The sequence below is a fragment of the Roseovarius sp. S88 genome (assembly GCF_037023735.1).
Lineage (GTDB): Bacteria > Pseudomonadota > Alphaproteobacteria > Rhodobacterales > Rhodobacteraceae > Roseovarius > Roseovarius phycicola.
In genome coordinates this window covers 2,634,846-2,654,169 of the sequence record NZ_CP146069.1, presented here as the reverse complement: position 1 = coordinate 2,654,169, position 19,324 = coordinate 2,634,846, and the positions used below count along the sequence as shown (strand labels likewise).

At 57.6% G+C, this 19,324-nt stretch carries 16 protein-coding genes; all 16 read left to right on the top strand.

Annotated elements, in window-relative coordinates; genetic code table 11:
- Positions 1-295 precede the first annotated feature (295 nt).
- Entirely contained in the window at positions 296-1,099 is an 804-nt protein-coding gene (locus RZ517_RS13510; RefSeq protein WP_338548713.1) for a cobalamin B12-binding domain-containing protein, read from the top strand.
- 34 nt (positions 1,100-1,133) lie between these two features.
- Positions 1,134-2,570, top strand: coding sequence for a transcriptional regulator PpsR (ppsR, locus tag RZ517_RS13505; protein ID WP_338548712.1), 1,437 nt, complete (start codon positions 1,134-1,136; stop codon positions 2,568-2,570).
- Positions 2,571-2,717: 147 nt separating this feature from the next.
- Positions 2,718-3,620, top strand: coding sequence for a chlorophyll synthase ChlG (gene chlG, locus RZ517_RS13500; protein ID WP_338548711.1), 903 nt, complete (start codon positions 2,718-2,720; stop codon positions 3,618-3,620).
- On the top strand, positions 3,620-4,867 hold the full coding sequence (locus RZ517_RS13495) for a BCD family MFS transporter (RefSeq protein WP_317057474.1): 1,248 nt from the start codon (positions 3,620-3,622) through the stop codon (positions 4,865-4,867). Before chlG ends, RZ517_RS13495 begins: the two co-directional genes overlap by 1 nt.
- A gap of 2 nt (positions 4,868-4,869) precedes the next feature.
- A complete protein-coding gene (locus RZ517_RS13490) occupies positions 4,870-6,048 on the top strand; it encodes a geranylgeranyl diphosphate reductase (RefSeq protein WP_338548710.1) in 1,179 nt (392 codons plus the stop codon).
- Entirely contained in the window at positions 6,045-6,560 is a 516-nt protein-coding gene (gene idi / locus RZ517_RS13485) for an isopentenyl-diphosphate Delta-isomerase (protein ID WP_338548709.1), read from the top strand. The genes RZ517_RS13490 and idi overlap by 4 nt, the downstream gene beginning before the upstream one ends.
- 265 nt (positions 6,561-6,825) lie before the next feature.
- The gene (bchJ, locus tag RZ517_RS13480) at positions 6,826-7,401 is read left to right on the top strand and encodes a bacteriochlorophyll 4-vinyl reductase (protein ID WP_338548708.1); all 576 of its coding nucleotides are present in this window, start codon (positions 6,826-6,828) and stop codon (positions 7,399-7,401) included.
- 92 nt (positions 7,402-7,493) lie between these two features.
- Positions 7,494-8,369, top strand: coding sequence for a LysR family transcriptional regulator (locus RZ517_RS13475; protein ID WP_317057477.1), 876 nt, complete (start codon positions 7,494-7,496; stop codon positions 8,367-8,369).
- 86 nt (positions 8,370-8,455) lie between these two features.
- Positions 8,456-10,141 carry an NAD(P)H-dependent oxidoreductase subunit E gene (locus RZ517_RS13470; protein ID WP_338548707.1) on the top strand — a complete coding sequence of 562 codons (1,686 nt, stop codon included), beginning with the start codon at positions 8,456-8,458 and terminating at the stop codon, positions 10,139-10,141.
- 3 nt (positions 10,142-10,144) lie between these two features.
- Positions 10,145-12,910 (top strand): formate dehydrogenase subunit alpha, encoded by a 2,766-nt coding sequence (fdhF, locus tag RZ517_RS13465; RefSeq protein WP_338548706.1) that lies wholly within the window; start codon positions 10,145-10,147, stop codon positions 12,908-12,910.
- 204 nt (positions 12,911-13,114) lie between these two features.
- Positions 13,115-13,819: a GntR family transcriptional regulator gene (locus RZ517_RS13460; RefSeq protein WP_338548705.1), complete on the top strand. Its 705-nt coding sequence runs from the start codon at positions 13,115-13,117 to the stop codon at positions 13,817-13,819.
- Positions 13,816-15,090 carry a formyl-CoA transferase gene (frc, locus tag RZ517_RS13455; protein ID WP_338548704.1) on the top strand — a complete coding sequence of 425 codons (1,275 nt, stop codon included), beginning with the start codon at positions 13,816-13,818 and terminating at the stop codon, positions 15,088-15,090. The genes RZ517_RS13460 and frc overlap by 4 nt, the downstream gene beginning before the upstream one ends.
- Positions 15,091-15,094: 4 nt before the next feature.
- Positions 15,095-15,955: a universal stress protein gene (locus tag RZ517_RS13450; RefSeq protein WP_338548703.1), complete on the top strand. Its 861-nt coding sequence runs from the start codon at positions 15,095-15,097 to the stop codon at positions 15,953-15,955.
- A 167-nt stretch (positions 15,956-16,122) separates the two neighbouring features.
- Positions 16,123-17,106: a Bug family tripartite tricarboxylate transporter substrate binding protein gene (locus tag RZ517_RS13445; RefSeq protein WP_338548702.1), complete on the top strand. Its 984-nt coding sequence runs from the start codon at positions 16,123-16,125 to the stop codon at positions 17,104-17,106.
- 127 nt (positions 17,107-17,233) lie between these two features.
- Positions 17,234-17,761: a tripartite tricarboxylate transporter TctB family protein gene (locus RZ517_RS13440; RefSeq protein ID WP_338548701.1), complete on the top strand. Its 528-nt coding sequence runs from the start codon at positions 17,234-17,236 to the stop codon at positions 17,759-17,761.
- 12 nt (positions 17,762-17,773) lie between these two features.
- Complete coding sequence (locus tag RZ517_RS13435) at positions 17,774-19,288, top strand: tripartite tricarboxylate transporter permease (protein ID WP_338548700.1); 1,515 nt, start codon at positions 17,774-17,776, stop codon at positions 19,286-19,288.
- The last annotated feature ends 36 nt before the right edge of the window (positions 19,289-19,324 follow it).

Sequence of the window (19,324 nt, the reverse complement as noted above, 5' to 3'; positions counted from 1 at the left end):
TCAATTAAAATTTACACTATGAGTGTGAGCTGAGTGTAAATTAAATTTGTCAAGTGGGTGAGTCGGCGCCCAAGACTTGACATTTCTCATGTATTTAAGGGGCTTTATCGCGCCAGCCGAAGTTATGAAGTGATCCAAATAAGTCTTTATAACAAGGTGTTGCCGCCAATCGCCCGCCATGATTGTCAAGGGAAATTGACAACTAGAAAGGCCGAGCGCACACTGGAGCCAATAAGATAGCAAAGATAAACACGTATGCATAAAGTGAGGTGTATATGCCTCCAGGGAGAGATGCGTGGACGATCCGTCATCATATAAAGCGCTGGGTCTCTCCGAGATGCAGCGGCCTGCGATCCGGTTCCTTGTTGAATCCGCGTTGCGCACTGTGATGACGAACACTGCCAACCAAGAACCGAAAACGCGGGACGAGTGGATCAAGCGCCTGTGCGATGCTCTGATGTCAGAAGCAGAGTCCAGTTATCATTCGGTCGTGGCCGCACTGATCGCGACGGGTGTGACGCAAGAAGAGGTGTTTCAATCCTATGTCCCGGCCGCGGCGCGGTATCTTGGTGAGCTTTGGGTCAGCGACCAGGCCAGTTTCGTGGATGTCACAGTGGCCGCATCACGTCTGCAAAGCCTGTTCCGCCAGCAAGAAGGGCGTATTGCAACGCGCTGGACAGATCGCAGCGTGCCTTTGGGGCAATCGGTTCTGGTGGCGATCCCGGAATTTGAACAACACGCGCTGGGGGCTTTTGTTGCGGCGGATAACCTGCGCCGGCACGGGTTGTGGGTGCATATGGCCATCGGGTTGAAGAACGTGGAGCTGGCCGAGCTTATCAGTTCGCAGCGTTTTGCGATGATTGGCATTTCGATTGCAACGCCGGGCGCGGTTGAACAAACCACAGATTTGGTGGATTACATTCGATCAAACACAAGCCATACGCCACCGATTGTTATTGGCGGTCGCATGGTTGAGGAGAATAAAAAGCTTGTGCTACGTACAGGCGCAGATTTTGCTGTTCGCACAGCGAGAGACGCGATTGAAAAGTGCGGGCTTGCGAGTGTGGCCGAGGCGTTACCATTCAGCGGTATAAGCTGATGATGCGGGCTCGGATTGAATTTGGGGCGAGCAGGTGACCCGGGAAAGACGTAAATCGGAACGATTGCGCGCTGGCGCGTTGCCAGATCCGTCCAGCGTTCAGGGCATTGTGGAACTGGCCGCTGATCTGGCGGTGTACCTGTCGCCTGCCGGTGATGTTGAGGGGATTTCAGTCAATCCCGATTGTCCATCCCTGGGGTGTCTCGATCACTGGGTTGGGCGCAATTTCAACTCATTCCTGACCGTGGAAAGCGTGGCCAAGCTGGACGAACGTATCGCCGAGATGCGTGCCGATGCCAATATGACGCCGCGCTGGATCGAGATTAATCACGTGGATAACGCCACTTGGGAATTTCCGATCCGGTATTCGATTCATCGCATTTATGGCGGCGATCATCTTCTGCTTCTGGGGCGTGACATGCAGCCCATCGCAGAGGTGCAGCAACGCCTGGTGTCCGAACAGCTGGCGCGCGAGCGGGATCAACAACTCCTGCGCGGAGAGCAAACATTTTACAATGTTGCACTTGAGGCGTCCGAAACCGGGTTGATCATGCTTGAGCCCGAGAGTGGTAAAATCCGGGATTTGAATTCATCTGCGGCGCTTTTGTTGGGCACCAAGGCCTCCACTTTGACAGGATCGTCTCTGGCGCAGGCGTTTGAGGGGCGCAAGCGCGAAGAGCTTTTGGATGCGCTGTCCAGCGCGGCGCGGACAGATGAGGCAAAGGGCGTTGATCTGGTGGCGCGGCGCAATGGCCATTCATTGACGGTTTACCCAGACTATTTTCGGGCCGCCGGACAGCTTTTTATTCTTTGTCGACTGGTGCCGGTTGATGCAAACATGGCCACCAGTGCTGATGTTGCACAATCCACCGCTCTTTTGTTTGCGTCGACCAGCGATGCAATCGTTCTGACCGATGGCAAGGGCACGATACGAGAGGCCAACGAGTCCTTTCTGATCATGGCCGATGCCGCACAGATGCGAGACGTGCGCGGTACCTCCTTTTCAGACTATCTGGCGCGTGGATCTGTGGATATGAAGATCATGCTTGAAGCCGCGCTCAAGAAGGGGCGGCTGAGCAATTACGCCACCAAGATTACCAGCTTGACTGGAACGCGAACAGGCGTGGATATCTCCGCGTCACATCTTGAGAGCCATGGTGGAGACTTTGGATATGGGTTTGTCATTCGCGGTGTTTCGTCCAACACCGCGGCGGACGGTGAGGCCCCCACCAGTGCGGTCAATGAAGATGCCATGAAAAATGTTATGGACCTGGTGGGAACTGCATCTTTGAAAGAATTGGTTTCGGCCACATCGGACGTTATTGAAAAGCTCTGTATTGAGACGGCTGTGCAATTGACGGGCAACAATCGTGTCGCGGCCGCCGAAATGTTGGGTCTGTCGCGACAAAGCCTCTATGTGAAGCTACGTAAACATGGTCTGATGAATGCCGACAGTGACGATATATCCTGATATATCAAAGGTTTAATGAAGTATCTTCCTGTAAAACTTGCCAGTCGCCTGTCTGATTGCGGTGCTCTTGGCATGAGCGATTGCTTGCCGTCGCCTTAGCGAAAAAAGACCTTTCCCGAATCCGAATTGTAAGGTTTAATTGACACTATGAGTGTCTCATTGAATCTACACGCTGAGCGACGCTTGCCGCAGCCGCGTGCGATGTTGACGTTGATCAAGCCGATCACGTGGTTTCCACCGATCTGGGCCTATCTTTGTGGCGTCGTCTCGTCCGGAACGCCGGTTTTGTCGGCGCCGTGGCTTGTGCTTATTGGCATGGTGTTGGCCGGGCCGGTGGTTTGCGGGATGAGCCAGGCGGCCAATGATTGGTGCGACCGGCATGTGGATGCCATCAACGAACCTTACCGCCCGATCCCGTCCGGGGCCATTCCGGGGCGCTGGGGGCTTTGGATTGCTCTTGTGATGAGCGCACTTGCGCTGGCGTTGGGCTACACGTTGGGACCATGGGGTTTTGGCGCAACGATCTTTGGCGTGCTGGCGGCCTGGGCCTATTCGGCAGAGCCGGTGCGTCTCAAGCGCTCGGGCATCTGGGGGCCGGGGCTGGTTGGCCTGTGCTATGAGGGTTTGCCTTGGTTCACAGGTGCCGCTGTTTTGTCGGCTGGTGCGCCATCCTGGCAGATTGCCGTCATTGCCTTGCTCTATGCTGTTGGCGCGCATGGCATTATGACACTCAATGATTTCAAGGCTTTGGAGGGCGATCGTCAGACTGGCGTTAACTCTTTGCCCGTCACGTTGGGGCCGGAACGCGCGGCGCGCGTGGCCTGCTGGGTTATGGCGCTGCCACAGATCGGGGTTATCGCGCTTCTGTTTGCATGGGGACAGGTTTGGCATGCACTTGCTATCGTGGCTGTTCTTGCTGCGCAAATCCTGGCCATGCGTGTGCTGCTGAGCGACCCCAAGGGCAAGGCGCCGTGGTACAACGGAACCGGTGTCACGCTTTATGTCAGCGGCATGATGATTGCCGCCTTCGCCATTCGGGGGCTGGTGTGATGCTGGGCTGGGGCGGAATCCTGCGCTTGTGTCTGGCTAATGCCGCGATTGGTGGGCTGTCGGCCTTACCCGTGAACCTCTTTAACCGCCTGATGACGGTCGAACTGGCGCTTCCTGCGCTGCTTCCCGGCTTTCTGGTGGCTTTGCACTACGCCGTGCAGCTCTCGCGCCCGGTTTGGGGCCATCGTTCAGATGCCAAGGGCGGGCGCACGCCCTTTATTCTTGGCGGCGTGGCTGTTGTTGGCCTTGGGCTGGTTATGACCGGGTGGGCTATTGCCTATGCGCCGAGCACGACCGTAGCCATCAGCATCTGGATCCTTGCCTATGCTCTCATTGGCTTTGGTATCGGTGCTGCGGGCACATCTTTCCTGGCGCTTCTGGCCACAGCTGTTTCAGATGAGCGCAAGGGTGCGGCGGCCACGTTGGCTTGGTTGATGCTGATTGCCGGGGCTATTGCGGCCTCTGTTGGGTCGGGCATTGCGCTCAAACCTTATTCACCAGACCGTCTGATGATGGTGGTGCCCTGCGTGGCCATCGCCTGTTTCGCGCTGTCCTTCATCGCCACATGGCGCACCGAAAGCCGCCTTGGCGCGGTTCCTGCGCCGTCCGAACCGGCCCTTGGTCCGGCCATTCGCGCAACCTTGGCGGATCCCGCTGCAAGGGCCTTCACCGGCTTCGTGTTCCTGTCGATCCTCGCATTCTACCTCAGTGAATTGGTGCTGGAGCCCTTTGCCGGTCACATTCACGGGCTGACACCAGACGCCTCGACCAAACTGTCCGGCGGCAAAGACGGCGCATCGCTCTTGGGGATGATCGCGGCGGGAGGCCTGTCGACCTTTGGCTTTGGAAGCCTGCGGTTCTGGGCCGTTGCTGGGTGTGTGATCTCGGCCGTGGGTCTTGTCGGACTTGGCATTGGTGCGGCCCTGGTGCCGTTTACGGTCATTCTGGGACTTGGCAACGGGCTTTTCGTGGTCGGGGCTATTGGCTCAATGATGCGTCTGGCCGCAGCGCAAAAAGGCGCCACCGGCACACGCATGGGCGTCTTTGGCGCGTCTCAGGCCGTCGCGGCGGGGCTGGCTGGCCTGATTGCCACAGGCACACTCGATTTAGCGCGTCTCACCATGTCGGATGCCACTGCCTATGGCGTGGTTTTCGGGCTTGAGGCGCTTTTGTTCTTAGCTGCTGCATTTGTAGCGACACGGATTCTTCATCGACCGGTCGCGCCGCAGCTTCAACCGGGAGAATGAAGATGTATGACGTTGTCGTCGTCGGAGGGGGGCCTGCAGGCGCCACAGCAGCCGAAGACCTGGCACGGTCCGGCCATAGCGTGGCGCTGTTGGATCGGGCAGGGCGGATCAAGCCCTGCGGCGGGGCCATTCCACCGCGTCTGATCGCAGATTTCAACATTCCCGATGACATGCTCGTAGCCAAGATCACAACGGCCCGGATGATTTCACCCACCGGGCGCAAGGTGGATATTCCCATTGAAAACGGCTTTGTCGGCATGGTGGATCGCGAGGATTTTGACGAGTTCCTGCGCGAGCGCGCGGCCAAAGCGGGTGCTGTGCGGGCTACTGGCACGTACAAACGGATTGAGCGCGACATTGGTGTGACCAAAGTGATTTACCGCGACAAGGTCAGCGGCAATGAACGTGAGTTGCCCTGCAAGCTGGTGATCGGCGCAGATGGCGCGCGCTCCAACGTGGCCCGTGATGAGGTCGAAGGCGGGGATCGCATCCCTTATGTGATTGCCTATCATGAGATCATCGAAGCGCCTGGGGCTGTGGGCGACTATGACCCGGATCGCTGTGACGTGGTTTATGATGGACGTATCTCCCCGGATTTTTATGGCTGGGTATTCCCGCACGGCAAATCCGCCAGCGTCGGCATGGGGTCTATGGTCAAGGAAGTGGATGTTAAACAAGCCACCGCCGATCTGCGCGCGGCCAGTGGGCTGGACCAGTGCGAGACCATCCGCAAGGAAGGCGCGCCTATTCCATTGAAACCGCTGGATCGCTGGGATAATGGCAAGGATGTGGTTCTCGCTGGGGACGCGGCAGGCGTGGTTGCGCCAAGTTCGGGCGAGGGGATTTACTATGCCATGGCCGGAGGGCGCGCCGCGGCGACCGCGGCAACCGCCTGTTTGGCTTCGGGACGGGTGAAGGACCTGCGGCTGGCGCGGCAGATGTTCATGAAAGAGCACAAGATGGTCTTTCGCGTTCTGGCCTCAATGCAGAACGCTTACTACCGCTCGGATGAACGCCGCGAGCGGTTTGTGTCGCTGTGCCATGACATCGACGTTCAACGTCTGACCTTTGAGGCCTATATGAACAAAAAACTGGTGCGCGCCCGGCCCATGGCGCATATCAAGATCGGACTGAAGAACTTGGCGCATCTGACACGGCTGGTGCCGACAGGATTTACATGAAGATCATGATACCGACATGGGTGGGCGGCGATCTGGTTGCCGTCGAAAAGCTTGAGGCGCACCAGAAAGGGCTGCGCCACAAGGCTGTGTCTGTCTTTGTGATGCATGGCAACGAGGTGCTGATCCAGCGCCGGGCGATGTGCAAATACCACACGCCCGGTCTGTGGGCGAACACGTGCTGTACTCATCCGCATTGGGGAGAGGACCCTGAGGATTGTGCGCATCGGCGACTGGACGAGGAGCTGGGTATCTCAGGTCTCAAACTCCGGGCTAGAGACCAGCTGGAGTATCGTGCGGATGTGGGCGGTGGGCTTATCGAACATGAGGTTGTCGATGTCTTCACAGCGCAGGTTTCAGAACGCATCTCGGTGCTTCCGAATCCCTTGGAAGTCATGGAAGTCGATTGGGTCGACCTTGATGATTTGGCACGCTTAGCGAGAAAAGAACAAAGTAAGTACACCCCTTGGTTGAAAATCTACCTTTCAGAACATGCAAATCAGATTTTCGCTTAGAAATCAGGGTCTTTGATCGCGAGACTTGTTGATTCAGATCAAACCGCGATTCCTCAATCTATGGCACAAGACACTCCGTAGGGTGCGCAGTTGCAAGCTGTGCCTCACATCGCTTTGAGGCGTTCCGAAACCAACAAGATATTCTCTTCTGGTGTGCGGGTTTGTGTCGGCAATTCGGCTGGCATCGAGGGTGATCCAATGCAAGGGCTTTGGCCTTGAATGTGTTCTCAAAGACTTTCGCCCGTATGTGGGTCCGGGGATTGAAATGGATGACTTGGTACAGCCCAAGATAGGGGCAGACGCCATCTTGCAGACATTAGACGCGCTCAGCGATGTGGGTGGAGATATTCTGGCGCAGAAAGTCTTGGAAGCTGCAGGTTTGCGGCACATGCTGGATCAAAAGCTCCAGGAAATGGTGCCGCAAAATATATTTCTCGCTCTGGTTAGGGCGATTGAAAACACACTTCCCCGGTCTCAGGTGGATCTGGTTGCCGTTAGTTCTGGCCGAAAAACCGGGGATGTCCTGTTGGAACAGTACATTCCGGATATGGCGCAGAAGCTGTTGCACACATTGCCGCCACATGTGGCTGGCCCGCTTTTGCTGCAAGCGCTTGAAAAGCATGCATGGACCTTTGCGGGGTCGGCGCATGTGCATCATCTGCCCGGTCCGCCGTTGCAGTTGGTGATCAAAAACAATCCAATGGCGGTTTGGGGATGCCTGTGGCAATGCGCATTGTTGGAAAACGTGTTTCGCAGTCTGATCTCGGCAGATGCACGGGTGTGGCACATGGCCTGCTGCGCGGATCACAAGCCGTCTTGTGTCTATATGATCGAAATTTGATGCGTTTTCTGTATTGAGCGTTCAATCTGGTCAATAAATCCTGCATGGTCTATCACGGATGTCCAACGCGTGTGATACCGAGGGAATAACCAGTGCTCAGCCTCAAAGACCTGCACTATCTGACAGCGCTTGCGCGGCAGAAACACTTTGCCCGTGCGGCCGAGGAATGCGGTGTGTCGCAGCCTGCTTTTTCCATGCGGATCAGCAAGTTGGAAGAGCATCTTAAGACCAAGATTGTGCGTCGGGGCAATCGGTTCGAGGGGCTGACGCCGGATGGAGAATCCATCGTACGCCACGCGCTGCAAATCCTTGAGGATGTGGAACGGCTGGAGCGGGAATTCAGTGCGGAGCCTGGCGACGTGACAGGGGTTTTGCGGCTTGGTGTTGTGCCGACCGCTTCAGCTTATGCCGCGAAGCTGACGAAAGCCTTGCGAGAGGCCAACCCTGGCATCACCGTCAAAATTAAATCGACCTCGTCCATGTCGATCCTGCTGGGGATCGAGGAGGGGCTTTTTGATGCGGGCATCACCTATACCGAAGCGGTCGACAAAGCGTCGCTGGAGATGCAGCCGGTGCATGAAGAAGAATATGTGCTTCTGGCACCTTCGGGCATGGTGGATCCGGATCAAGGCGATATCACCTGGAAAGAGGCCAGCCAATTGCCCATGTGTCTGCTGGAGCCGGGTATGCAAAACCGGCGTATTCTGGACGAAGTCTTCCATCAGGTCGGTGTGCAACCCACCGTGGTCGCGGAACTGTCGGGACTCACAGCCGGTGTTGTGATGGCGATCTCCGGTGCTGCTGCTACGATTGTGCCGCGCGGTGTGGTGGAGAGCATTGGCACGTTGGAGGCGGTGGAGGTGCATCCCCTGACCGAGCCGGTGGTACGCAAGTCCCTGAGCCTGGTGACGCCCAAGCGTGGACCGGGGCTGCGGACGCTGCAAGCTCTACGGGATGCTGTGCAATAATTTTTGCTTATCGTAACTTTTGAACATACGAATTTTGCCTGTGATTTCTCTGCGTTACGGTCCGCGCGGCAGACAGGAGATTACGCATGGCTTTGGACGATCGCAACGGCGTTTGGAAATCTGGGAAGGGCAAAGGGCGCCACACGCCCAAGGGCCGTCAACTGACGGATCAGGCCTGGCAGGAGGTGCGTGATCTGCTGGGCGACAGGCCGCGTCGCCGCGATCTGCTGATCGAGTTTTTGCACCTGATTCAAGATAAATACGGCCATCTCTCAGCCGCTCACATCCGCGCGCTTGCCGAAGAGTTGCGCATCGCGCAGGCTGAGATTTATGAGGTTGCCACCTTCTATGCGCATTTCGACGTGGTGAAAGAGGGCGATGTCCCGCCACCAGTGCTCACCATTCGGGTGTGCGATTCCCTGTCCTGTGAGTTGGCCGGTGCGCAGCAACTCAAAGCCGCTTTGGAAGACGGTATGAACCCCGCCCATGTACGCGTCTTGCGCGCGCCCTGCATGGGCCGCTGCGACACAGCCCCGGTGCTGGAGTTGGGCCACAACCATATTGATCATGCGACGGTCGAAAAGGTGGAAGCTGCGATTGCGGTAGGCGACACCCATGCGCATCTGCCGGAGTATGAGGATTTTGCAGCCTACAAGGCGGCTGGTGGCTATACCAAGCTGGAAGAAATTCGCGCCGGTGGTGACTTTGAGGCCATCCAGCAAGAGTTGCTCGACAGCGGCTTGCGAGGCCTTGGCGGCGCGGGCTTCCCCTCGGGCCGCAAATGGGGCTTTGTGCGCGCCGAGGCCGGGCCGCGGTATCTGGCTGTGAACGGTGACGAGGGCGAGCCGGGCACGTTCAAGGACCGCTACTATCTCGAACGCACACCGCATCTCTTTCTTGAGGGTATGCTGATCGCCGCCTGGGCGGTCGAGGCCGAGACCTGTTTTATTTACATGCGTGACGAATACCCAGCTGTGCTTGATATTTTAGCGCGTGAGATCAAAGCTTTGGAAGGCGCCGGCATTGTGTCTGAGGGATACATCGACCTGCGCCGCGGGGCCGGGGCCTATATCTGCGGCGAAGAAAGCGCGATGATTGAAAGCATCGAAGGTAAGCGCGGTCTGCCGCGTCACCGCCCGCCGTTCGTCGCCCAAGTGGGCATCTTCAATCGTCCCACTTTGGTCAACAATGTTGAGACGCTTTACTGGGTGGCCCGTGTCTTGCGTGAAGGCAAAGAGATCCTGTCCGGTGTTGAGAAAAATGGCCGTGTCGGGTTGCGCTCTTACTCGGTCTCGGGGCGTGTCAAAAACCCCGGCGTGCATCTGCTGCCTGCAGGCTCAACGATCACCGATATCATCGAGGCGTCGGGCGGTATGCTTGATGGTCACACATTCAAAGCGTACCAGCCGGGTGGACCGTCCTCGGGGCTGTTGCCCAGCTCTATGAACGACATACCGCTCGATTTTGACACGTTGCAACCGCATGGCAGCTTCATCGGCTCGGCGGCTGTTGTGGTGCTGTCTGATCAAGACAGCGCGAAGGAAGCCGCGATTAACATGCTGAAATTCTTTGAGGATGAAAGCTGTGGTCAATGCACACCCTGCCGCGTGGGCTGTGAGAAGGCAGTCAAGCTGATGCAGGCGGACACATGGGATCAGGGCCTTCTGGAAGAGCTGAGCCAAACCATGGTCGATGCGTCCATCTGCGGTCTGGGTCAGGCGGCCCCGAACCCGATCAGACTGACGATGAAACATTTCCCGGAGGAGGTGTAAGCCATGAGCGATACAGTCAAATTCACACTCGATGGTAAAGAAGTCACCGCCGAGAAGGGTCTCACCATTTGGGAAGTGGCGCATGGTCGGGGTCTCGTGATCCCGCATCTCTGCCACAAACCCGCGCCGGGCTATCGCCCCGATGGCAACTGCCGGGCTTGTATGGTTGAGGTGGAGGGCGAGCGCACGCTGGTGGCTTCCTGCATCCGCGAAGCGGCGGACGGGATGGTCGTGACCACCAATTCCGCGCGGGCAGAAACTGCGCGCAAGATGGTGATTGAGATGCTGGTCACCGATCAGCCGGAGCGCGCTGAGGCGCATGACAAATCAAGCCACCTGTGGGATATGGCCGAGATGAACGGCGTCTCGGACAGCCGTTTGCCCAAGCTTGAGAAAGACCGCATTCCACTGCTGGATGACAGCCATGTGGCGATGAGTGTGAACCTCGATGCGTGCATTCAATGTGGCCTTTGCGTGCGCGCTTGCCGCGAGGTACAGGTCAATGACGTGATCGGCATGGCGGGCCGGGGGCATGATGCTTACCCGGTGTTTGATCAGGCCGACCCGATGGGAGAAAGCACCTGCGTGGCTTGTGGCGAATGCGTGCAGGCCTGCCCGACCGGCGCGCTGATGCCAGCCTCTGTGGTGGATGATGCGCAGATCGGGGACAGCAAGGACTATGACCACGAGGTCAAAAGTGTCTGTGCCTTCTGCGGTGTGGGTTGTCAGATCAGCATGAAGGTCAAAGACGGCAAGATCAAATATGTCGAGGGCATAAATGGGCCTGCAAACGAGGGGCGTCTCTGTGTCAAAGGGCGGTTTGGATATGACTATATCCACCACCAGCACCGTCTCACCAAACCTCTGATCCGGCGTGAGGATGCGCCTGCCAAAGGGCTCAACGTGAACCCGGATAACTGGCAGGACTTCTTCCGCGAAGCGTCATGGGATGAAGCACTGGATGTCGCGGCGGGCGGTCTGAAGGGACGCGGTCGTGAGGTGGCGGGCTTCGGCAGTGCGAAATGCACCAATGAAGAGGCGTATCTTTTCCAGAAGTTTATCCGTCAGGGCTTTGGCCATAATAACGTCGACCATTGCACGCGGCTGTGTCATGCCTCCTCTGTGGCCGCTCTCATTGAGAATGTCGGCTCTGGCGCTGTGACGGCTGGGTTCAATGACATCAAGGACGCGGATGTGGCGATTGTCATCGGGGCCAACCCGGTGGAGAACCACCCTGTTGCGGCGACCTATTTCAAGCAGTTCACCAAACGCGGTGGTAAGCTCATTGTGATGGACCCGCGCGGCGTTGGCCTGCGACGGTTCGCCACGCATATGCTGCAGTTCAAACCCGGGGCCGATGTCTCCATGCTCAACGCGATCATGCATCTGATCGTCGAAGAGGGGCTCTACGATCAGCAATATATCGAAGCCTTCACCGAAAACTGGGAGGCCGAGAAAGAGCATCTGGCGCAATTCGCACCTGAGAAGATGGAAGAGCTTTGCGGTATTCCGGCGGAGACTTTGCGGGCGGTCGCCCGTGATTTTGCGACGGCCAAGGCCGGCATGATCTTCTGGGGCATGGGCATTAGCCAGCATATTCATGGCACAGACAATTCGCGCTGCCTGATCTCACTGGCACTGATGTGTGGCCATGTGGGCCGTCCGGGCACAGGTCTGCATCCGCTGCGCGGACAGAACAACGTGCAAGGGGCGTCTGATGCCGGGCTTATTCCGATGTTCCTGCCGGATTATCAGTCGGTGACCGATGATGGTGTGCGCTCTGCCTTTACGGATGTGTGGGCCTCGGGTGATTTCAGCAATGAAAAAGGCCTCACCGTGACTGAGATCATGGATGCGGTGCATGAGGGTCACATCAAGGCGATGTACGTGCTGGGCGAAAACCCGGCCATGTCTGACCCTGACGTGGAACATGCACGGGATGCATTGGCCAAGCTCGATCATCTGGTGGTGCAGGATATTTTCATAACCGAGACGGCCAACTATGCGGACGTCATCCTGCCAGCATCGGCTTTGTATGAAAAGTCAGGAACTGTCTCAAACACCAACCGGACTGTTCAGATGCTGCGGCCCGCTGTGCCCCCGCCCGGAGAGGCGAAAGAGGATTGGTGGATTGAGGTCGAACTGGCCAAGCGCTGCGGTTTGCCCTGGACGTACACGCACCCGTCTGAGGTCTTTGCCGAGATGGCGGTGAATATGCGCAGTCTCGACAACATCACTTGGGACCGGCTTGAGAACGAGGCGGTCACTTACCCGTCGCTCTCACCAGAAGACCCTGGCCAGTCGGTTGTGTTTGGCGACGCCTTCCCACGCCCAGAGGGGAGGGCACGCTTCACACCTGCGTCTGTGATTCCGCCAGATGACCTGCCGGATGCTGATTTCCCGATGGTGCTGACCACTGGGCGGCAGTTGGAGCATTGGCATACCGGGTCGATGACGCGCCGTGCCACGGTTTTGGATGCGGTGGAGCCTGAGGCCAACTGTTCGCTGCACCCCTCGACTTTGCGCCAGCTTGGGGTGGAGCCTGGCGGCATGGTGCGGATCACCACCAAGCGCGGCTCGATTGAGATCATGGCGCGGGCGGATCGTGCGATTGCACCAGATATGGTCTTTGTGCCCTTTGCCTATGTCGAGGCGGCGGCGAACATTTTGACCAACCCGGCGGTTGACCCCTATGGCAAGATCCCCGAGTTCAAATATTCCGCCGTACGGGTTGAGGCGGCGGATGCAAGCGTTGTTGCAGCGCAATAAGCTGAGCCCCCGGAAACTTTAAAAGTTCCCGGAGGGCTTTGAAAGAAACTGGGCCTGGAATTTTGGAAAATTCCATTGTGGCAAATTGCAATTTGCCAAGCTGTTTTCTTTGAAGAAAACAGGCAACCATTGGTGTTTGCCTTGCTCTGATCTGGCATCTGGTATACCAGATAGCAGAATCAAAAGAGATCTCTACTGCCGCCCATGAAATTGCAACCCATAGATACGTCGGTCACGCTCAAGGACCACATCTACGAGCGGATGCGCGGGGCCATTCTGGACATGGACCTCTATGCCGAAGATGCCGATCTGCGCCTTGATGAGCGCAGTCTTGCAGACCAGTTGGGTGTCTCCCGCACGCCGCTGCGCGAGGTGTTGATCCGATTGGAGCAGGAGGGCCTTCTCGTAGTCAAACCCCGTCGGGGCATTTTTGTTCAGCGCAAGACGTTAACTGAAATTCTCGAAATGATCGTCGCCTGGGCCGCGCTGGAAAGCATGGCGGCCCGGTTGGCGGCAGAGGCCGCAACCGACGATGAGGTCGCGTCCTTGCGCGAAATGGCCGCGAAGCACTCTTTGACAAAATCCGGGGCTGAGATTGCAGAATACTCCGATGACAACATTCGTTTTCACCAGCGGATTCTGGACATTTCCCATTGCAAGCTACTTGGAGTGATGGCGGAGGGGCTCTTTGTGCATATGCACGCCGTGCGCCGCCGGGCGATGGGCGAAGAGGATCGCGTTTCCAAATCCGTGGTCGATCACATGGGCATCATCGAAGCGCTGGAGGCGCGCGATGGTGCTCTTGCGGCGGATCGGGTGCGCGACCACTCTATGCGATTGCATGATCATGTGCGTCAGTTCTGGCGCGCGGCAGAACAGACTGACATTTCCAAAGGAGAGGCCCGATGAAGGCGTTGGACGGTATCAAAATTCTGGATTTCACCCATGTTCAATCAGGCCCGACCTGCACGCAGCTTCTGGCGTGGTTTGGGGCCGATGTGCTCAAGGTCGAACGCCCCGGCGTGGGAGATGCCACGCGCAAGCAGCTGGTGGATGTGCCGGGGGCGGACAGTCTTTATTTCACCATGCTCAACCACAACAAGCGGTCGATTGAGCTTAATTCCAAGAACGAGACCGGCAAGGAAGTTCTCACACGCCTCATTGAGGAATGCGATGTGCTGGTCGAGAACTTTGCGCCGGGTGCCTTGGACCGGATGGGGTTCAGCTGGGAACGGATTCAAGAGATCAACCCGCGCATCATCATGGCGTCGGTCAAGGGGTTTGGCCCGGGTAAATACGAGGATTGCAAGGTCTATGAGAACGTGGCGCAATGCGCGGGCGGGGCCGCCTCGACCACCGGCTTTCTGGATGGCCCGCCGCTCGTGACCGGGGCGCAGATCGGCGACAGCGGCACGGGGCTTCATCTTGCGCTTGGCATCATGACGGCACTTTTCCAGCGTGAACGCACTGGCCGGGGCCAAAAGGTGCTCGCGCCGATGCAGGACGGGGTGCTGAACCTTTGCAGGGTCAAACTGCGCGATCAGCAACGGCTCGATGCGGGACCGCTTAAGGAATACAGCCAGTTTGGCGAGGGTATTCCCTTTGGTGAGGCCACACCGCGTGCGGGCAATGACTCCGGCGGGGGACAGCCGGGGCGCATTCTCAAATGCAAAGGGTGGGAGACGGACCCCAACGCCTATACCTATTTCATTACGCAGGCTGCGGTGTGGGAAAATGTGTGCGATGTGATCGGACGCCCTGAGTGGAAGACAGCCGAAGGCTATGTCACACCACCAGAGCGGCTCGACAAGCTCAATGAAATCTTTGGCGCAATCGAAGAATGGACCATGACCAAGACCAAGTTCGAGGTGATGGACATCTGCAATCCGCTCAACATCCCCGTGGGGCCGATCCTGTCGACCAAGGAACTCATTGAGGATGAGGGCTTGCGCGCGACGGGCACGATTGTGGATGTGGATCACCCCGAGCGCGGGACCTATGCGAGCGTCGGCTGTCCCATCAAGCTTAGTGACAGCCCGGTGGAAGTGACGCGTTCACCGCTTTTGGGCGAGCATACGGTGGAGATCCTGCGCGACGTTCTGGGCTATGAGGGGGAGGCCCTGCAAGCCGTCATCGAAAGCGGCGCCGTTGGCGAGGCCCAGAAGACAGCGGCGGAGTAAAAGGATGGCCTGCGCGTTGCATCAAATCACATTGCCGGTGCGCGGTGATGGCAAAGGCGACAATGTCTTTGCCCACGCCGCCGTGCTGGCCAAACGCTTTGGCGCGCATGTTCAGGTGGTGCATTGCCGCCCGGCGGCGCAGGATCTGATGCCTTATGGCGTGGTTGTCCCCAATTTCCTGCGCAAGCAATTGGAGGACGTGTCCAGGAACATGGCGGATGTGACCGAAGAAACCCTGCGCGAAGAGTTCACAGCGTTGGCCGAAAAGTTTGGCTTGCCGGTGCAACTTCCGGCTCGGGGTCAGGCAAATACATCGTTTCTGGAATACACCGGCAAGCAAGCCGATGCGGTGCGGCACTATGGGCGGCTGGCGGATCTGATCTGTGTGCCCAAGCCCGATAAATCCACCAATTTGGGATATAACACACTGAAATCTGCGCTATTTTCGTCCGCAAGACCTGTGATGATGTGTCCTGAGGTTGAAGCGGTCGCGCCCGATCTGGGGCGGCATGTCTGCATAGGCTGGAACGGATCGCTGGAGGCCACCCGCGCGCTGGCGATGGCGATGCCACTTATTGAGGCGGCCGAGGCTGTCACGATCCTGACGGCCGGGCAGGACGCACATGCGACCAGTGCAGAGGAATTGGTCAACTATCTGGATGTCCGGGGTGTCAGTGCGCGCATCAACAGCTTTGAGAAAGACGGCAATGTCGGCCGCAAGCTCTTGGACCATTGCGCATCAGAAGGCGGCGACCTTTTGGTCATGGGCGCATACCACGACAGCTATGAGCGTGAGTCGATTTTTGGGGGGAATACGCAAACCGTGGTGGAGGCCGCGGAAATTCCGATTGTTTTGGCGCATTAAGAGTTTGCCTTACCGGAATATGTGCTAACTATGCGGCAGGCGGGTATTTTTGTTTCGTTAAACACGTTGATGAAGCAATAAAAATACCAAGGTATACAATGCCGCGCTGACGTTGCTTTGACAGCGTAAAGAGGCCCGCAGGGTCAAATGAATAGGGAGGACGTCGAATGACGCTATTGAAAACACTAACGGCAAGTGCCGCTGCACTTGCTTTGACGGCTCCGGCAGCCCTGGCGGAATGGCAACCGCGCAAGCCGGTTGAATTTATCATCATGGCCGGCACAGGTGGCGGCGCGGACCAGATCGCGCGCCTGCTGCAAGGTCTCATTGAGAAAAAAGACCTCAGCCCACGCCCGTTTATTCCGATCAACAAGCCGGGTGGGTCTGGTGCCGAGGCGCTGCGCTACATGCAGGACAAGGCGGGTGACAATCACACTGTGATGATGACCCTCAACAGTTTTTACACCACACCGATCATCCAGGAAGACCTTGGGGTCGACGTGACGCAATTCACGCCCATTGGCTTGATGGCGATGGACACATTCCTGCTGTGGGTCAACACCGACCGCGAGGACATCACTGATCTCGACAGCTATGTCGGTGCGGTGAAAGAGGCCGGCCTAGACTGGAAAGTCGGCGGCACGGGATCTGGTCAGGAAGACAGCGTTCTGACCGCGATGATGGAAGCCGCGTTTGAATATGACGTGACCTATATCCCGTTCCCGGGTGGCGGCACGGTGGCCAAGAACCTGGTGGGCAATCAGATCGACTCGACTGTGAACAACCCGTCTGAGCAGATGGAGTTCTTCCGCGCGGGCAATTCCAAGCCGCTGGTGCAGTTCACCGGCGAGCGCATGGCGGCCTTCCCGGACACTCCAACCGCCAAAGAGCTGGGTGTGGACATCGAGTACTACATGCAGCGGTCCGTGAACGGCCCTCCAGGCATGGATCCCGAAGCGGTGGAATGGTACACAAACCTTTTCCAGGAACTTTTTGACAGCCAGGAGTGGCAGGATTTCTGCACCTCCGATGGCCTGACCTGTGAGGCGATGATGAAAGGCGATGACCTTGCCAACTTCCACGCCACGCAGAAAGACGCACATGTGAAGCTGATCGAACAGGTCGGCGCAGATGCGATCACAGGCGAATAAAGACCTGATACAAGGCTCGCTTCAGCGGGCCTTGTTTCCCTCGACAATCTGAAAGCCGACGGGCCTGCCAACTGGTGTGGTCATGTGGTCTTTAATGCAGATAGATCTTCTTTGAACGGAGCACGGAATGACGGTTCGGACGGCTGAACTCTTGATGGGGATTGCGACCTTGCTGGTGTCGCTTGGGCTGATGCTCAATGTCTATCTGGATGGTCTGACCATTGGCTGGGTCGAGGGGCGGGGACCGGGGGCTGGCATGTGGCCCTTCTGGCTGTCGCTTGGCATGGCGCTGGCCTCCCTTGCGACAATCCTGCGGTGGTTCATGGGGGCGACGCCGGAATCGCGCTCAACCGATCCTTACATTTCGCAGGAAACGATATTCATCGTGGGCGTCTCAGTCGTCGCCCTGTTTGCGTTTCTGCTGCTGATGACCATCATTGGCACCTATCTGGCGCTGGTGCTCTTCATGTTCTTTTACGTGCGGATCATCGGCCGGCATGGCTGGGCCATGACGACCGCTTTGGTTATCGGCACGCCGATTTTTGTCTATCTGCTCTTTGAGGTGGCGCTGACCAAATACCTGCCCAAGGGCTGGCCGATCTTTGAGGAAGGGTTCCTTGTGATCGATAACCTGCGCTACGAATGGTTCTATTGAGGGGGCGGCGAGATGGACATTATCTTTACATCCCTCGGTGCGGGTCTTCTGCAAGCGTTTGAGCCGCTCAACCTTTTCATGATTTTCGCCGGATGTCTGGCGGGGCTCTTTGTGGGCTGTATGCCGGGGCTTGGCTCGGTCAATGGTGTGGCCATTCTCTTGCCGATCACGTTTCTGGTGCCCCCCACCGCTGCCATCATCTTTCTGGCCGCTCTCTATTACGGTGCCATGTATGGCGGCGCGATCAGTTCGATTACGCTTGGCATACCCGGGGCCTCTACGGCGGTGGCCACGGTCTTTGATGGGCGGCCCATGGCGCAACAGGGCAAGGCGGACAAGGCGCTCATGGCTGCTGCTGTGGCGTCATTTATCGGCGGCACGGTGTCGGTCATTCTTTTCACGCTTTTCGCACCACCGCTGGCGGCTTTCGCCCTCAAGTTCGGACCGCAGGAAGAGTTTGCACTTATGGTGCTGGCATTTGCCACTTTCATTGGCCTTGGCGGGGATGACATCCCCAAGACGATCTTCTCGATCCTGCTGGGGCTGGTTCTGGCGGCTGTGGGCTTTGACATTATCTCGGGCCAGCCGCGCCTGATTTTCTTTGATATGGTCGAATTCCAGCGCGGCATTGGGTTCTTGGTGCTGGCCATCGGGATCTACGGCATTGGTGAGATGCTCTGGACGCTGGAAAGCACCAATGGCCAGATTGCCATGCACAAGGTCAAAGTGACCTGGGCGCGGATCAAGGCCAATTTCGGCGACATCAAGTATTACATCAATTCCACCTGGCTGGGCTCGTTCCTGGGCTTTTTCGTGGGCACATTACCCGCAGCCGGGGCCACACCGGCTTCACTCATGTCCTACGGGTTGTCCAAGACCTTCTCCAAGGATCCCGACAGCTATGGCAAGGGCAATATCGCGGGTGTTGCAGCACCAGAGGCCGCCAATAACGCGGCCTCAACGGGCTCCATGCTGCCGATGATCACGCTGGGCATTCCGGGCTCACCTACCACGGCGATCCTTCTGGGTGGCATGGTCATCTGGGGCCTGCGCCCCGGGCCGCTGCTCTTTACCGAAAGCCCTGATTTCGTCTGGGGTCTCATTGGGTCGATGTACGTGGCGAACTTTGTCACGGTGCTGCTCAACATCGCGATGATTCCGCTTTTCATCCGCGTGCTGGCCATGCCCTTCAGCATCCTGACGCCGATTATCTTCGTGCTCTGTGTGCTGGGGGTCTATGCCACCACGGACCGGATGTTTGACACCTGGATCATGCTGCTGATTGGCGTCGTGGGATATCTGATGCGCAAGCTCAACTACCCTGTGGCACCTGCCGTGCTGGCTATCGTTCTGGGGCCATTGGCGGAACGGTCGATGCGGCAATCCCTGATCGGCAGCCAGGGGGATGTGATGACCTTCTTTGAGAGACCGATCTCGCTCACCTGTCTGATCCTTGCCTTCGCGCTGATGTCCTATCCGCTGGTCTTGAAATACATGCGCAAACGCAAAGCCGGGGCGGGCACATGAGGGATTGGAATTTTGCAAAATTCCAATCTGGAAAAT

What these genes read in the sequence shown, in the direction of transcription:
- RZ517_RS13440 (WP_338548701.1), top strand. Translation starts at nt 17,234, where the DNA reads ATGACGGTTCGGACGGCTGAACTCTTGATGGGGATTGCGACCTTGCTG.
- idi (WP_338548709.1), top strand. Translation starts at nt 6,045, where the DNA reads ATGAAGATCATGATACCGACATGGGTGGGCGGCGATCTGGTTGCCGTC.
- RZ517_RS13445 (WP_338548702.1), top strand. Translation starts at nt 16,123, where the DNA reads ATGACGCTATTGAAAACACTAACGGCAAGTGCCGCTGCACTTGCTTTG.
- fdhF (WP_338548706.1), top strand. Translation starts at nt 10,145, where the DNA reads ATGAGCGATACAGTCAAATTCACACTCGATGGTAAAGAAGTCACCGCC.
- frc (WP_338548704.1), top strand. Translation starts at nt 13,816, where the DNA reads ATGAAGGCGTTGGACGGTATCAAAATTCTGGATTTCACCCATGTTCAA.
- RZ517_RS13460 (WP_338548705.1), top strand. Translation starts at nt 13,115, where the DNA reads ATGAAATTGCAACCCATAGATACGTCGGTCACGCTCAAGGACCACATC.
- bchJ (WP_338548708.1), top strand. Translation starts at nt 6,826, where the DNA reads ATGGATGACTTGGTACAGCCCAAGATAGGGGCAGACGCCATCTTGCAG.
- chlG (WP_338548711.1), top strand. Translation starts at nt 2,718, where the DNA reads ATGAGTGTCTCATTGAATCTACACGCTGAGCGACGCTTGCCGCAGCCG.
- RZ517_RS13470 (WP_338548707.1), top strand. Translation starts at nt 8,456, where the DNA reads ATGGCTTTGGACGATCGCAACGGCGTTTGGAAATCTGGGAAGGGCAAA.
- RZ517_RS13490 (WP_338548710.1), top strand. Translation starts at nt 4,870, where the DNA reads ATGTATGACGTTGTCGTCGTCGGAGGGGGGCCTGCAGGCGCCACAGCA.
- RZ517_RS13450 (WP_338548703.1), top strand. Translation starts at nt 15,095, where the DNA reads ATGGCCTGCGCGTTGCATCAAATCACATTGCCGGTGCGCGGTGATGGC.
- RZ517_RS13435 (WP_338548700.1), top strand. Translation starts at nt 17,774, where the DNA reads ATGGACATTATCTTTACATCCCTCGGTGCGGGTCTTCTGCAAGCGTTT.
- RZ517_RS13495 (WP_317057474.1), top strand. Translation starts at nt 3,620, where the DNA reads ATGCTGGGCTGGGGCGGAATCCTGCGCTTGTGTCTGGCTAATGCCGCG.